This is a genomic window from Nocardia sp. NPDC046473 (assembly GCF_040645995.1).
In the GTDB taxonomy this organism is placed as follows: Bacteria; Actinomycetota; Actinomycetes; order Mycobacteriales; family Mycobacteriaceae; genus Nocardia.
In genome coordinates this window covers 734,463-749,252 of sequence record NZ_JBEYZJ010000004.1, presented here as the reverse complement: position 1 = coordinate 749,252, position 14,790 = coordinate 734,463, and the positions used below count along the sequence as shown (strand labels likewise).

Below are 14,790 nucleotides of genomic sequence, written 5' to 3'. Positions count from 1 at the left end.
CGCCCGAATCACATCCTCACAACACACCACCGAAACTGCTTTGTAGCTTAACGGTCGTCGCGCGCGGCGGCGGTTGCCGCACCGAGCACCTAGGATTGTGGGCTAACACTGCGGTGAATTCTCGGATATATCCATACAACCCCCTACGTTTGCTCGTTTGCTCGGCTCGACGTGTCGGAGCGCTGTGCTGCGACACGATGATCAGGGGTGATGGGAGCATGCCGTGCAGGTGCTTGGACCGTGGACCGATATCGCGACGATCGCCGCCGTCGGCGGCGGTAAAGCGCGCGGTCTGCACCGCCTGCGGCAGTGCGGGTTTCGGGTCCCGGACTGGACCGTACTCGGCACCGATGTCTTCGCGCGATTCACCGCGGAGACCGATCTCCTGCGAAAAGTGACCGAGGTCACACGGCTGGATGACCTAGATGCGACGCTCGTCGCAGCTGCCGCGTTGCGAGCCGAGATCGTCGCGACGCCGCTGCCCGCCGAGGTTCGTGAGCTGATCGCCGACGCCTATGCGCGACTCGGCGGCCCGATCGCGGTGCGTTCGTCGGTGGTCGCCGAGGACGGCCCTGAGCACTCGTACGCGGGCCAGTTCGATTCGTTTCTGAACGTCAACGGCATCGACGCCGTGCTCGACCGAGTGCGCGACTGCTGGGCGTCGGCGTTCTCGGAACGATCACTGCGCTACGCGTTCGCCGACAAGCAGTCGAGGGCGGGTGCGGTCGCCGTTGTGCTGCAACGCTTGATCGCGGCGCGGGCCAGCGGCGTGATGTTCACGGCCAACCCGATCAGCGGCGCGCGCGACGAACTGGTCATCAGCGCGGTCTACGGGCTCGGTGAGGGCTTGGTTTCGGGTGCGGTGGACGCCGACTCGGTGGTGGTCGACAAATCCTCCGGCGCGGTGCTGGAAACCGTGCTGGGCGACAAGGATCGGTCGTATGTGGTCGAGGGCGAGCAGGGTTACGCGATCAGCGAGATCGAACCGGTGCGTCGCGAACTGCCCGCGCTGACCGACGCCGAGATCGCCGAGGTCGCTGAATTGGGCCGCAAGGTGGAGGCCGAGTTCGACACCCCGCAGGATGTGGAATGGGCGATCGACGACGACGGGCTCTGGTTCCTGCAATCGCGCCCGATCACCACCGCGCTCGGTGCTCGACCCGGCGCGATCATCCGCGGCGCGGGCGAGGCGGTTCCGGACGGCGAACAGCGAATCTGGGACAACTCCAACATCATCGAGAGTTTCAATGGCCTCACCTCCCCGCTGACCTACACGACTGCCGCCGACATCTACGGCCGGGTGTATCACGGTTACGCGAAATCCCTACGGGTGCCCGACGCGCAACTGCGGCAGACCGAGCGATGGACTCCGGTGCTGCTCGGCTACTTTCACGGCCGCGTCTACTACAACCTGCTGCACTGGTATCGCATGGTGGGCATAGCGCCGGGCTACCCGCTGAACCGCAAGGTGCTCGAAGCCGCGCTCGGCGTGGACGAGCCGCTGCCCGATGAAGTCGCGAAGACGTTGCGCCCGTTCACCTTCGGTAACCCGCTGAGTCGACTGCGGTCGCGCACGCTGACCACCTTCACGTATCTGCGGCGACTGTTCGGCATCGACGACATCGTCGGACAGTTCATGACCGACTTCTACCGCGTCTACGACGAATACGACGCGATCGACTACACCGCCCTGTCCGGCGCCGAAGCATACGCGGCCTATCGAAAGGTCGACCGCGACCTGGTCGAACGCTGGGGCCCGCTGATGGTGCTCGACGCAATCCTGCTGACCTGCACCGGATTGATGTTCCTGCTGACCAAGCTGTTCCTGCCGAAGGCGCCGGAGTGGTTCCTGTACGCGGTGGTCGGCCCCGGCGCCGATGTCGAATCCGCCGAACCTGCCCGCGCGATGAAGTCGCTGGCCGACGCGGCACGCGCCGACCCAGAACTGACCACCCTGGTGAATTCGACCGCGCCGGAACAGATCTACCCGGCACTCGCCGACCACCCGGACTTCCGCGACCAGGTCGACGACTACATCGATCGCTACGGCTATCGAAGCCTGGACGAACTCAAACTGGAAACGCCGGACCTGCGCGAAGATCCGGCCGGCCTGTTCGTCATGCTGCGCAGCGCACTGCCCGACGCGCCGCTCGGCCACCACGACGAGGCCGAGGACTACCTCGACACCCACCTGCACGGCTTTCGTCGCCGGATCTATGAACGGTTGCGCGGCAAGGTTTCTCGCTGCGCCGCGCACCGCGAGCGGCTCCGGTTCTGCCGAACCAGGGCTTTCGGCATGGTCAAGCGGATGATCCGGGTGATGGGCCGCGACCTGGCCGAGCGCGGCGTCATCGACGAGTTCTCCGACGTGTTCTACCTGACCGTGCAGGAGCTGCGCGGCTGCTACGACGGCGCCGACACCGCGGACCTGCGCGACCTCGTCGGCGCGCGAAAAGCGCAGCGCGCCAAGGACGCCGGACTGGTCGCGCCGGCCAGGTTCGTCACCACTGGATCGACGTTCGGCCGCGCCGAGCTGGCGGGGCAGGGGTGGGTGCCGATCACCGACACTCCGGCGGCCGAAGCCGGGACGGTGTTCACCGGCACGCCGTCGGCCTCCGGGGTCGTCGAGGGGACCGCCGTCGTCGTCGACGAGCCGCGCGACGTGGCGGGTGGCATTCTGGTGGCATATCGGACCGATCCCGGCTGGGTGGCCGCGCTGCCCTCGGCGTCGGCGCTGGTCATCGAGCGTGGCAGCCCGCTCACCCATGTCGCGATCGTGGCGCGGGAACTCGGGGTGCCGACGGTGGTCCAGGTCAAGGACGTAACCAAAAAGGTACGGACCAGTATGCGGATTCGGGTCGATGGCACGAACGGAACCGTTACTGTGCTGGCCGAAGGAGATGTCCGCGATGGAACATGACAAAGACGTTGCGGCCGTACGTGATTGGCTAGCCGACCCGGCCGGGCAGGCTGGGATTTACTTGGCCGACGAGGCCGACGGCTGGGCGTATCGAAGCTATTCCGAACTGGCCGAACAGACCTGGTCGATCGCCGCCCTCATGCGGCAGCACGGGATGGGCAGCGGCGACGGCGCCTGCGTGATCATGCCGACCGGGTTCCCCTGCGTCGCGGCGTTCTACGCGGTCTGGGCGTGCGGCGGGGTGTTCACGCCGGTCGCGCCGCCGATGTTCGGTGACCTCGACCAGATCATCGCCCACATCGCGGCGATCCTGGTCCAGGCGAAGCCGCGACTGGTGGTCACCTCGATCGAATTCGAGCAGTTCGTGCGGCAGGCGGCCGAGGCGGCAGGCCGCACCGACGAACCGCTGGTGATCGACGCGTCCACACTGCGCCCGTGCCCGCCCGAGGAGCGCGTGTTCGGCGAGACCGACGAGTGCGCGCTGCTGCAATTCACCTCCGGCTCCACCGCCGCCCCGCGTGGCGTGCGGGTGAGCTGGCCCAACCTGGCCAACAACATCGCAATGATCTCCGCACTGGTCGAGTGGCGCCACGGCGAGGCGATGGTGTCCTGGCTGCCGCTGTATCACGACATGGGTCTGGTCGGCGCGTTCCTCACCACCGTCACCAATCAGGGCGATCTGTATCTGATGCGCCCGGACCAGTTCGTTCGCGAGCCCGCGCGCTGGCTGCGGGCGATGGCGCACGCCCAGCACTCGCCGTCGCCGTCGTTCGCGCTCGGCTATGTGGCGCATCGGGTTTCGCCCGAGGAGATCGCCGACCTCGACCTGTCCGGTTGGCGCACGCTCGCCGTCGGTTCCGAGCCGGTCGAGGTGGCCGATCTCCAGTCGTTCGCGAACCTCACCGGCCCCCTTGGGTTTTCGATGAGCGCCTACACGCTGGCCTACGGGTTGGCGGAGTCGACGCTGATGGTGACCTCCTCGGCGCGGCACTGCCCGATCACCGCACTGCGGATCGACACCCCGACGCTGCGTTTCGGCGAACCCGTCACCATCCTCGAGCGGGAGTTGCTCGACGACAGCCGTCGCGTCGACGGCGCGGGCTGGATCACCGGTCTCGGTTACTCGACACCCGAATCCACGGTGACGGTGGTCGATGAGGACGGGCACGAGCTGCCCGACGGAACGCTCGGCGAGATGGTGGTGGTCGGGGACTCTGTCGCGCTCGGCTACTCCGATGATTCGGACGGCGCGTCGACCAGGATCGTCGGCGGCGCGCTGTACTCCGGCGATGCCGGATTCCTGCATCGCGGTGAGGTATTCGTGCTCGGCCGGATGGGGTCGAGTTTGAAGGTACGCGGGCGTTCGGTGTTCATGGAGGACATCGAGTCCCGCGTTGCGCAGGAAACCGGGATCACCAAGGGCAAACTCGCGGCCGTCGCGATCACCGAGCCGGGCGAGCAAGGTATCGCGCTGTTCGCGGAGTCCACGCCGGGTGACTGGATTCCGGAGGCGCGCAAGATCATTCGTGGAGAATTGGGGCCTGCCCAGACTGTCACCATCGTCACCGGTCCGCGCGGCATCATCCGTCGCACGTCGAGTGGTAAGCCGCGAAGGCGGTACATGTGGGAGCAGTTCCGCAGTGGGGCGTTGGCGGATGCGGTCGTGCACGAGGCGGACAGTCCTTCCGGCGCTCGCGATTCCGGCCAAAGCCGAAATCGAGCGGTGACCGACCTGCCCGAGCCGACGCTGGCTGCCGAGCGGGTCGGCCAGCTGCTGGATCGCGCGCTGGAAAGCGTGGCAATTCCACCGAATTCGACCGTGCTGTTCGAGGGATCACTGGCCGAGGGCTTCGGGAACGAGGGCTCCGACGTCGACCTCCTGGTACTCGCGCCCGGCGACGAGGAACTGCCCACGCTGCCGACTGTGCTGTTCATCGACGGCCGCCGAGTCGAGGTACGCACTCGCTCGGAGAGCCAACTTCGGCGACAACTCGAACAGGTGGCGAAGGCCGCCACCGTGACCGAGCTCGACGAGGATCTGCTCAACCGGTGCCAACGGTTCCTGCGAGCGACAGTACTCCGGCCAGGCGCCCCGGATGTCGACGAATTGCGCACGCTGCTACCGCATTCCACCTTCACGACATTGATCGCGGACTGGTGGACCGCCCGAGCCGAGCAGGCCCTGAGATATGCCATCGCGCTGCGCACACTGAAGTCGCGCGACGAGGCGATCGACTGGGCACGCGACGGTCTGCTGCAGGCCGTCAAGGGCTGGGCCGCCCGGCGCGGCGAAAGCTACCTCGAAACCAAATGGCTGCCGCGGCAACTGGATCGGATCGGCAGCGACGAACTCATCGACCGCTACCGCGATCTCAGCGATCCGGCGGCCTGGGCGGACGACGACTCGAAACGGGCCTACGGCGACGCGCTACCGGGTGTGCTCGGCGATGCGCAGGCGCGGGCACTGTCCGAGCAGGCGACCTGGGCACAGGTTTTCGAACTCGCCACCGACCTCGGCGTCGCGGGCGTCATCGATGATCCGGACCAACTGCTGTTCGCGCGGGTGCCCGGCGTCACCACCTGGGCCATCGGTCAGCGCGTGCACGTCATCCGCGGTGACAGTGACGTTTTCGTCCTCTCGGACAGCGGGGCCCGCGCTTGGCGCTCGGTGGTGTTCCGCCATTCGCTCGCCGCGGTACTGGCCCGTCAACAGCACGACAGCACCGCCGAGTTGACCGAATTCCTCCGGCTGGGTTTCGTCGGATTGCAGTGGCGCCGTGGCGAAGTCCTGACACCGGCACTCGCCATGTGCAAACCGGTGCGGCCGTACACGCCGGTGCCGTCCGCGCTGGCCCCGGCCCTCGGCGTCACCGGTGCCGCGCGCGACGACGCGATCGCGACCCTCTCGCCGCTGCCCGCGCGCCGTTTCACCGAGTGCGCGATGAGCCTGGTGTGGTCGAACATCGTGCTGGAGAACGCTCGCGAAGACCTGGCGGGTGCGGTCAAGAACGATCAGGGCGCCGTTGCCGATATCGCCGCGCACCGGATGATCGCGATGGGCGTGCGGGTCGTGTTGTCCGCCTTCGGCATTCACCCGCTTCCCGCGGACGTCGCACCATCGGCCACCCTGCACCGGCTGCTGCCCTCGCACGCATTGCGCCGCGACGAACTACTCGCGCGGCTGGAAGCGGCTCGGCAGGTGCGATTCTCGGCAACCGACGACACCGGCACCGGCATCGCGGTCCTCGACGACTTCGTCACGCTGGTGCGCTCGGTCGCCGCGGATCCCGACGCCGCGAACTTCCCCGCCTCCTTCGACTCACGCGAACAGTGGCGGCGCACACTGGCCATCGGCTATGACTGGCTGCGCATCGCCGGCTATCTCGACACCGACCTGCCGCTCGACGAAGCCCGTGACCTGCTGACCTCTGGCGGCCGGCAACCACACCTACGCGACGAGGCGCGGTCATGACCGCCGTCGCCGCCGAGGTGGCGGAGCGGGTGCGCGAGCTGGTGCACGCCATGGCGCCTGATCCCCAGGCCTCGACCATCGATACCCAACGACTCATCGAGGACATGGGTTTCGACTCGCTGCGGTTGATGGAGCTGACCGTCGTACTCGAGCGTTCGTTCGGCCTACCGCGCTACAAGCCGGAACAGCTCGTCGGCGTGCGCCGAGTCGGCGAGGTCATCACTTTGGTCACGGCAGCGTTGGCTGCGGGAGACCAGCCATGAGCGCACGCGACACCGTATTGGTCACCGGCGCGACAGGACTCGTCGGCGCGGAGGTCGTTGCCCGCCTGGCCGCCGCCAGTAGGCCGGTCGCCGCAGTGCTGCACAGCAATTCGTCGATCGTCCGCAACGACGGCACCGTCCTCGGCGCGGGCAGCCCGGTCGCGGGCGACATCCGCAGCCCCGGATTCGGCCTGTCCCAGCGTGATTCCGCCGACCTGTCCGAACGCGTCGGCATGATCGTGCACTGCGCGGCCACCACCGCTTTCGATGCCGGTGACACGGCCTACCACGAACTCAATGTGCAGGGCACCGCCAACGCGATCGCGCTGGCCCAGGCCTGGGATGTCCCGCTCGTGCACGTCAGCACGGCCTACGTCTGCGGGCGGCGTGGCGGCATCATCGGCGAGGACGAGCTCGACGCGGGTCAGCCCTTCGGAAACGGCTACGAGGAGAGCAAATTCCGCGCCGAGCAGCTGGTGCGTGCGGCGGGGGAACAGGGCATGCGCTGGGCCATCGTCCGGCCGGGCATCGTGACCGGCGCGAGCGGCACCGGCGTGATCCGCGAGTACAAGAACCTCTACACCGTCGTCAAGCTCATGGTCGAGGGCAAGCTGCGCTCGCTGCCCGGTCGATACGACGCGACGCTCTCGCTGGCGCCGATCGATCACGTCGCCGACGTGATCGCGGCGGTGGTACTGGATTTCGACTCCGCCACCCACCGCACCTTCCATGCACTCGGTCAAGACACGCTGTCGCTGCGCGAGGTGTCCGACGTGCTCGCCGAATACCCTTCGTTCGAGGTCGCGACCTTCGTGCCCGCAGCGACGTTCCGCGAGGACGATCTCGGTGCTATCGAGCGGGAGTACTACCGGCGTATCGGCTCGCTCTACATCAGCTACTTCGAGCGGCGGCTGACCTTCGACACCGCGAATGCCGAAGTGCTGCTCGGTAAACCACCGCCGTCGACCGGCAAGGAGTATCTGCGGGTGCTGCTGGACTACTGCCTGGAATCCGGGTATCTCGGCGTGCCGTTGCCGTCGATCGAAGAAGTGCTGGCAGGCAATGACTTCGGCGGGACGCAACGGTGAGCGCCCCGCTGCGCGAGCTGCTCGCCGCGCTGACGCCGCAGCAGGAGAAGGTGGCGGCCTACGTCGACGATACCTACCTGCGGGAGACCGTCGACCAACTCGACCGCCTCGGCGTCGACGCCGCGAAGTTCGCCGGCGAGCACTCGATGCTGCTGCTCAAGCCGGACGCCATCGTCGCACGGTCGGTCGAGCCGACGCTGAAATGGCTGGCGGACAATGACTTCCGAGTGGTCTCCGCCTTCCGGGTCGCGGTCGACCGGCATTTCGCCCGCGCACTGTGGTACTTCGCCTGGAACATCGCCTCACCCGAACGCAGGCGCTTGGCCGATCTGCTCGTCGGCATTTCGGACGTGCTGGTGCTCGTCGTCCGCGGTGCGGACGCGGAACTCCCTGTCCCCGTGCGCCTTACCGAAGCCAAGGGCGCCACCGACCCACGCAAACGCAAGCCCGGCGAGCTGCGCTATCTGCTCGGCCGCCACAGCTATCTGCTGAATCTGGTGCATTCGCCCGATGATCCCGCCGACGTGCTGCGGGAGCTCGCCATCTACCTGGACGAGCACGATCGGGTGCGGGTGATCGCGGAGGCGGGCGCGGGCGTCGACCGCTCGGCCGAGGCCCGCGCGATCGCGAACGACCTGTACGCGCGGGCGCCCGCTCGCAGCTTCGACCGTGCCGCCGCGGTCGAGCGGATCCTGCGCGATCTGGCGGCGGCCGGTGCCCCGGCCGATCCCGCTTTCGACCCGCAGGCGGACGCGGAATGCGCGCGACTGCTGTATTCCGCGTGGGCCGATGGGCGGGAACTCGATCCGTGGTCGGTGATCGTGCTCGGGTCCTATGTACTCCCGATGCGGGTCGGCACGCAGTCGCAAACGCTGCGACCGGTGACCGCGAAAGACTGGCTGGAGGAACGACCGTGACGGCGAACGTGGAAACGGTGAAGACAGCGACCCATCTCCGCACCATCTCGCGTGCGCTGGCGCACCGGTGCGCGGTGTCCGAGGTGTTCGTCACCTCGCTGGACACCGTCGCCGAGGACGAGTTCGTGGTCGGCGCCCAGTTACCGCGGATGCACGCCTACTACGGCGACCACACCGGATCGCTTGCCCTGCGCCATGATCCGCTGCTGGTGATGGAGGCCGCCAGGCAGGCTGCTATCGCGCTGAGTCACGAGTTCTACGGTGTCCCGGCCGATATGGCGTTCGTCGTGCGCACCTTCAACGGCACCGGCGCGGACACCGCGGCGTGGGAAATCGGCACCGCCCCGGCCGATCTCGTGATGCGGGCGCGGGTGCCGCGGCGGCACCTGCGTGGCGAGACGGTGCACGGCGTGGACATGGTGCTCGAAATCGACTGTGCCGCCGAGTCGATGATGACCGTCGACGGCTCGTTCTCCTGGATGACGCCGCAGCAATGGACGGCGCTGCGCGCCGGCTTCCGGAAAAGCCTCGGCCTCGGGCCATTTCTGGGTGCCTCCGCGCTCGATGACCGCGCCGTCTCGGCCGAGGTCGGTCGGGAGAACTGGCGCAATGTCGTGATCGCCGCGCCGCACCTGTCCGGCACCACCGCGCGCGCCACGCTGGTCCCCGACCTCGGCCACCCGTTTCTGTTCGATCACCAGCTCGACCACGTTCCCGGCAGCCTGCTGATCGAGGCGTGCAGACAGACCGCATTGGCCATGGTGCTGCACCGGTCACCCCAATTGGAATGTGTTGGAAGCACTTTCGAGCGGTTCGTGGAGTTGGATCGTCCGGCGGAGTGCGTCGCGGAGATCACCGGACAGCAGGCCGACCGGACGGTGATCCACTGCGAGATCCGGCAGTCCGACGCCGTCGCGGCCGAGGTCGACCTCGAATTCGCCGACGACGAACTCGGTTTCGACGAAACGGAGGCCGATCGCTGATGGGCACCGAACTGCTCACCACCACTCGATCGTTTCGCCGCCGCCTCGATCTGACGCGACCGGTCGAGCGACGAGACCTGCTGGAGTGCCTGGATATCGCGGTGCAGGCACCGAGCGGCAGCAATCGGCAGCCGTGGCGATTTCTCATCGTGCAAGACTGCGAGACCAAGCAGCAGATCGCCGAGTATTACCGAAAAGGCTTCGCCGCCAACCTGTCCGGACGTACACCGCGGCCCGATCAACTCGGCGATCTCGCCTCCGGCCAGTATCTCGCGGACCACCTGGCCGAGGTACCCGCCCTCGTGCTCGTCTGCTCGCTCGGCCGACTGCCGGGGGGCCCGTCGTCGCTGCGGCTGGCGAGCTTCTACGGGTCGATCTATCCCGCAGTGTGGAACTTCATGCTCGCCCTGCGCGAGCGCGGGCTCGGATCGTGCCTGACGACCGCGCACCTGGCCTACGAGCGGGAGGTCGCGGACCTGCTGGGCATCCCCTTCGACGAGGTGACCCAGCTGGCCATGATCCCGGTCGCGCACCTGCTGCCCGGCAGCGACCGACCGGGGCGGCGTACTCCGGCCGCCGACGTGACCATGTGGGATCGGTGGGCGTGACCAACCCGCTGGTGTCGGCCGCGCGCATCGCCCGGTTCACCGCGGTGATGTACAAGCCGCACTACCTGCTGTACGGCGTGCTCTGGGTGCTCGCCCTGGAGGGCACCGCTTCCCTTGTGACACAGCCGGATTCGGCATGGCGACCGACCGGGTCCACCGCAGTCCGGATCGTCGTCGTCGCGTTCGTCCTGCTGTATCTGCGGATGGTCGACGAGCAGAAGGATCTCGAATACGACCGCGTACACAACCCGGACCGCCCGCTGGTGACCGGTGCGGTCAGCTCCGTCGAACTGCGCGTCGCCATGGGTCTGATCGCCATCGGTGCCGTCGCGGCCAGCCTTGCGCTATCCGTGGGCTCCGCCGTAATGATCGCGGTGGCAATGGCTTACGGGCTGGCCCTGTGGGGTCTGGAGCGGTTGTTCGCCACCGTCCGCACCAACATCCTGGTCAATCTCGTCGTCACCTATCCGGTGCAACTTCTCGTCACCGGCTACATCGTGGTCTCGGCGATCGACACCGGCGAGGTACGCGCACACTGGCAGGCCGCAGCGGTCGCCGGGATCTTCGCCGGTGCGTTCCTCCAGTTCGAGTTCGCCAGAAAGACATCGCGCGTACGCCGACCGGACGAGCTGCTGTACTCGAATATGTTGGGTGCCAAGGGAAGTGCCGGGGCTTCGCTGGTCTGTGCCGTTGCGGCCGTGCTGTGCGATGTCGCGTTGGTGCAGCCGTGGGAGTACTCGTCACCCGGGTCGCTCATCGCCTGGCTCCCGGCGCTGCTGCTGGCGATTCCTGTCTCCGCTGCTTGGACTTTCCTCCGAGGGAACCGCACGGACTGCCCCGCCCTCCCCGCCGTCGCCTTCATCCTCGCGCTCTACCTGACCCTCATCGCCCAGGCCCTGACCTTGCCTTAGCCGGAAACGTTGCCGGTGTCACCGTGCGTGTCCCGCCCGAGTAAGCCTCGTGTCTGGTGGAATAGCGCTGGGGAGAGACGCTTCACGCCGATGCGGCGACCGGTCGGCACCGGACAATGAATTACCCGATCGCGCTGAGGAAGGGATTCATGTTGAGCACCGAACTGCGGCGAATCATCGGAGGTGGCTGCCTGGTAGTGCTCGCCTGCGGTCTCACGATCGGCAGAGCCCATCCGGCAGCCGCCGACCCCGGCGGCTGCTTCGTCGATCGAGGGCTGACCGACGCCGTAGCCCTCTGCCACGAGGGCTACGGCTCTGCTGTCTTGGAGGTCGAATGCCTCGGCATCAGCGTCCCCCCGACCCCCGACGCCCCGATCTTCGGCCCATACTCCGGCACCGATTCCGCGCCGACCGCGGTCGGTGAGCCGATGCGCGCGTCCTGCTGGACGAGCACCGCGCTCGGCATCACTACCCGCGCGTTCGTGTCATCGAGATAGTCACAGCCCGGAAGTGATCACAGATCATCGTCTTCCGACGCTTCATCCGCGAAGACCGTAATCTTGAGGCCTTGGTGCTGGCGCCACCCTTCGGCCCGAACTTGGAGTCGGGGTTCAGCACCACCCGCAGGGCGCCGAGGGTCGGATCGTTGCCCTTGAAATCCAACGGGCTCATGGCGTAGGCCCCGTGTAGGCGAGGACGCCGGTATCGCTGAACTGGGCTCGGGCACCGTCGGCATTCTTCTGCATGTTGATGGCAGGACCGTTTCCGAGATTGCACCAGGTGTCGAGGACACCGTCCCAATCGTCTCTAGCGTGCGCCGGAGCCGCACTGGCGACCAGCAAAGCCGAGAACCCGGCGGCGCCGCGTTCGCAGCGGATGGGGCCGCCCGAAATTTCGGCCGGAGCGTGACCGGAACGGATTGTCAGGCGGTTGATTTCGGTGTGGATAACGGCCGTCTGCTCGGCCTGTCAGGTGGCGGCTCGTACCGCCGTAACCATTACCGCCGTGTACTGCGCGGTGAAGCTGCCGCCCACCTCATCGATGGCGGCACCGAGGTCCGCCAGCACCTCGTCGAGCACGGCCTGCGGGAGTTGGGTGGCGACGCCGGTGGTGGCCGAGAATTCCAGCCATTCGTCGCGGGTGTATCGCTGCTCCCAATGGAATTGCCGCTGCTCGGGATCGCCGAAGGCGCCTGACTCGCGCATGCCGTCGGCGGCCTTGTCGCACCCGGCCAGGTAGATCTGCACTGCCGATGCCGAGAGCCCCTGGGTGACGGGGGAGTCGGGGAGCAGTCGGTGGTAGACCTCCGCGAAGGCGTCCACGAGGTCGGGCGGTGGCTGCCCGACGTTCCAGAACAAGGCCAACCGGCCGCCGGGCCGCAGCACCTCGGCCGCTTTGGCCGCGCCGACGACGGGATCCACCCAGTGCCAGGCCTGTCCGGCAACGACGATGTCGAAGGTCCGGCCCGCGGGGTCCCAGGTTTCGAAGGTGGACACCTCGATCTCGGTGCCATCGCGTCGCGCGAAGTCGGCCATCCGCTCGTCCGGTTCGACGCCGAGTACTCGGCAGCCCGCCGCCTGGAACTGCCGGGCGACGATGCCGGTACCGATGCCGACGTCGAGCACATCGCGTCCCGGACTCGCCGCGACGATCGACTGCACCATCGCCTCGGGATAACGAGGTCGCGAGCGGTCGTAGCGTTCGGCGTCCACGCCGAACGACTCCGCCATCGCGCGGGCTTGATGAGATTGTTGGGGAACTGACGGTTGCTCCGACGGTAGAGTGGGCATGTGCCCACTATAAGTGGGCACATGCCCACTCCTCAACCGATTCGGGCTCGACGACGCAAGGAGAAGTACACGGTGCCAACAGGAGTGGCCATGCGCGACGTGCGCGAGCAGCTGTTCGACGCCGCCGAACGCATCCTGCGCCAGGACGGGCCCAGTGCGCTGACCAGTCGCGCGGTCACCGCGGCGGCGGGTTGCGCCAAGGGCGTGCTGCACCGGCACTTCGCCGACTTCGACGACTTCCTCGCCGAACTCGTGCTCGACCGCATCGCCCGGATCGACCACCAGTCCGCCGCCCTGCGTGAGTCCGCGGGCACCGGCACCGTCGTCGGCAATCTCAGCGCCGCGCTGACCGACGTATTCGAGTCGGTCGCCGTGGCGATCGTCAGCCTGGTCACCTTCCGAGATGAGTTGCGCGCCAGGCTGCGTCGGACCAGGCCGACCGGCGTTCCGCTCTTGGCGGAGGCCACCCAGATGATCGCGTCGTACCTCGGCGCCGAACAAGAGCAGGGCCGTATTGTCGCGGCGGCCGACGTAGATGTGCTGGCGCCCACGCTGATCGGGGCCGGGCATCTGCTGTTCGCCGACCGGAAAGGCACCCCGCCCGAGCCGGCCGCGGTCAGCAGGGTCGTCAACGCGGTTATCGCGGGAGCGTTGACGCCTTAAGCGGGTTCGGCCTCGAGAATGTTGTCCGGCGAGACGGTCGGAACCACCCGGGTCAGCCTGAACCCGAAGCGCGCCAAGAACTTCCGGTACTCGTCCGTAGTGCGTTCACGGCCGCCGGTGTTCACCAGCATTTCCAGATCGATGATCTTGCCGGGATGCGGGCGTGCGTTCTCCGGCACGACGAGCTCGATAACCAGCAGGCGGGCGCCGGGTTTCATCGCCGCGCGGACCGTCGCGAGGATGCGGCCCGCGTCGTCCTCCGGCCAATCGTGCAGGATGTGCTTGAGGATGTAGGCGTCGCCGCCCTGCGGAACCTCGTCGAAGAACGATCCGCGCTCGACCGTGCAGCGCTCGGCCAATCCGAGCTCGGCCAGCCGACCGGCCGCCGACTCGGCCACCTCCGGCAATTCGAACAGGACACCTTTGGATCGCGGTGCGCGGCAGAGGATTTCGGCGAGCATCGTGCCCTCGCCACCGCCGACATCGACCAGGGTCTCGAAGCGGCCGAAGTCGTAGGCCGCGAGCAGCGGGGCAAGGCCTAGGCTGCCGATGCTCGTCATCGCATTGTCGAACAGCGTGCCGAGCGTCCGGTCGGTCCGCGCGTGCTCGAAGAACGACATCCCGTGCAGCGCTTCGCCGACCGGCTTACCGGTGCGGACCGCGTCGACCAGATGCGACCAGTTGTCCCGGTGGATCGGGGAGCCGAAGAACAGTGCGGCGTCGCGCAGCGACACATCGGTATCACGCTGCAGCGCTTTCGCCATCGGAGTAAGCGCGTACCTGCCGTCTCGGCGCCTCTTGAAGATGCCGTGCCCGATCAGCAGCCGCAGCAACCGATGCAACGCGTCCTCATCGGCCCCGACCGCCTGTGCCAGCTCGGCCCCACTACGCGGCCCATCGGCCAGCGCGTCGGCAATCCCGAGCTCGGCGGCGGCATGAATCGCCTGCGTCAACCACCCGGCGGCCAGCAGCTCCATCACAGCGAGCTGGCCAGGGCCCAACTTGCGATAGGCGACAGCCAAACCGTTGCGCACCAACTCGACCGCGCGAACCAGCCCTTGCGGCGGCATTCTCGGCTGGTCGGATGCCACAGGGCGACTCCCATCCGCTAGACGGTCGGCGCTTTGCGCCAATCAGCAGGGTACGGGCCTGCGATGGTCGTGCCGAACCTGCGC

Annotated in this window: 12 protein-coding genes; 10 read left to right on the top strand and 2 right to left on the bottom strand. The window is 67.5% G+C overall.

Annotation, left to right across the window (positions count from 1 at the left end; all coding sequences use genetic code 11):
* The first annotated feature begins 223 nt into the window (after nucleotides 1-223).
* The 9 genes from ABZ942_RS17590 (at nucleotide 224) to ABZ942_RS17550 (ending at nucleotide 11,659) form a co-directional block, all read left to right on the top strand.
* Entirely contained in the window at nucleotides 224-2,920 is a 2,697-nt protein-coding gene (locus ABZ942_RS17590; RefSeq protein ID WP_357383051.1) for a phosphoenolpyruvate synthase, read from the top strand.
* Nucleotides 2,910-6,392, top strand: coding sequence for an AMP-binding protein (locus ABZ942_RS17585; protein ID WP_357383049.1), 3,483 nt, complete (start codon nucleotides 2,910-2,912; stop codon nucleotides 6,390-6,392). The genes ABZ942_RS17590 and ABZ942_RS17585 overlap by 11 nt, the downstream gene beginning before the upstream one ends.
* Nucleotides 6,389-6,655: an acyl carrier protein gene (locus ABZ942_RS17580; RefSeq protein ID WP_357383047.1), complete on the top strand. Its 267-nt coding sequence runs from the start codon at nucleotides 6,389-6,391 to the stop codon at nucleotides 6,653-6,655. Before ABZ942_RS17585 ends, ABZ942_RS17580 begins: the two co-directional genes overlap by 4 nt.
* Nucleotides 6,652-7,743: an SDR family oxidoreductase gene (locus ABZ942_RS17575; RefSeq protein ID WP_357383045.1), complete on the top strand. Its 1,092-nt coding sequence runs from the start codon at nucleotides 6,652-6,654 to the stop codon at nucleotides 7,741-7,743. Before ABZ942_RS17580 ends, ABZ942_RS17575 begins: the two co-directional genes overlap by 4 nt.
* The gene (locus ABZ942_RS17570) at nucleotides 7,740-8,660 is read left to right on the top strand and encodes a nucleoside-diphosphate kinase (RefSeq protein ID WP_357383043.1); all 921 of its coding nucleotides are present in this window, start codon (nucleotides 7,740-7,742) and stop codon (nucleotides 8,658-8,660) included. Before ABZ942_RS17575 ends, ABZ942_RS17570 begins: the two co-directional genes overlap by 4 nt.
* Nucleotides 8,657-9,643 (top strand): ScbA/BarX family gamma-butyrolactone biosynthesis protein, encoded by a 987-nt coding sequence (locus tag ABZ942_RS17565; protein WP_357383041.1) that lies wholly within the window; start codon nucleotides 8,657-8,659, stop codon nucleotides 9,641-9,643. The genes ABZ942_RS17570 and ABZ942_RS17565 overlap by 4 nt, the downstream gene beginning before the upstream one ends.
* Nucleotides 9,643-10,251 (top strand): nitroreductase family protein, encoded by a 609-nt coding sequence (locus ABZ942_RS17560; protein ID WP_357383039.1) that lies wholly within the window; start codon nucleotides 9,643-9,645, stop codon nucleotides 10,249-10,251. The genes ABZ942_RS17565 and ABZ942_RS17560 overlap by 1 nt, the downstream gene beginning before the upstream one ends.
* Nucleotides 10,248-11,162: a hypothetical protein gene (locus tag ABZ942_RS17555; RefSeq protein WP_357383037.1), complete on the top strand. Its 915-nt coding sequence runs from the start codon at nucleotides 10,248-10,250 to the stop codon at nucleotides 11,160-11,162. Before ABZ942_RS17560 ends, ABZ942_RS17555 begins: the two co-directional genes overlap by 4 nt.
* Nucleotides 11,163-11,311: 149 nt before the next feature.
* Nucleotides 11,312-11,659, top strand: a complete 348-nt coding sequence (locus tag ABZ942_RS17550) for a hypothetical protein (protein ID WP_357383035.1) — start codon at nucleotides 11,312-11,314, stop codon at nucleotides 11,657-11,659.
* Nucleotides 11,660-12,130: 471 nt separating this feature from the next.
* On the opposite strand, the gene ABZ942_RS17545 is transcribed toward ABZ942_RS17550, so the two are convergent.
* Nucleotides 12,131-12,952: a class I SAM-dependent methyltransferase gene (locus ABZ942_RS17545; RefSeq protein WP_357383033.1), complete on the bottom strand. Its 822-nt coding sequence runs from the start codon at nucleotides 12,950-12,952 to the stop codon at nucleotides 12,131-12,133.
* Between the two features lie 72 nt (nucleotides 12,953-13,024).
* Here ABZ942_RS17545 and ABZ942_RS17540 point away from each other — a divergent pair, with 72 nt between their 5' ends.
* Nucleotides 13,025-13,615: a TetR/AcrR family transcriptional regulator gene (locus ABZ942_RS17540; protein ID WP_357383031.1), complete on the top strand. Its 591-nt coding sequence runs from the start codon at nucleotides 13,025-13,027 to the stop codon at nucleotides 13,613-13,615.
* Here ABZ942_RS17540 and ABZ942_RS17535 read toward each other — a convergent pair.
* Nucleotides 13,612-14,706 carry a methyltransferase gene (locus tag ABZ942_RS17535; protein ID WP_357383029.1) on the bottom strand — a complete coding sequence of 365 codons (1,095 nt, stop codon included), beginning with the start codon at nucleotides 14,704-14,706 and terminating at the stop codon, nucleotides 13,612-13,614. The genes ABZ942_RS17540 and ABZ942_RS17535 overlap by 4 nt on opposite strands.
* Between the last annotated feature and the right edge of the window lie 84 nt (nucleotides 14,707-14,790).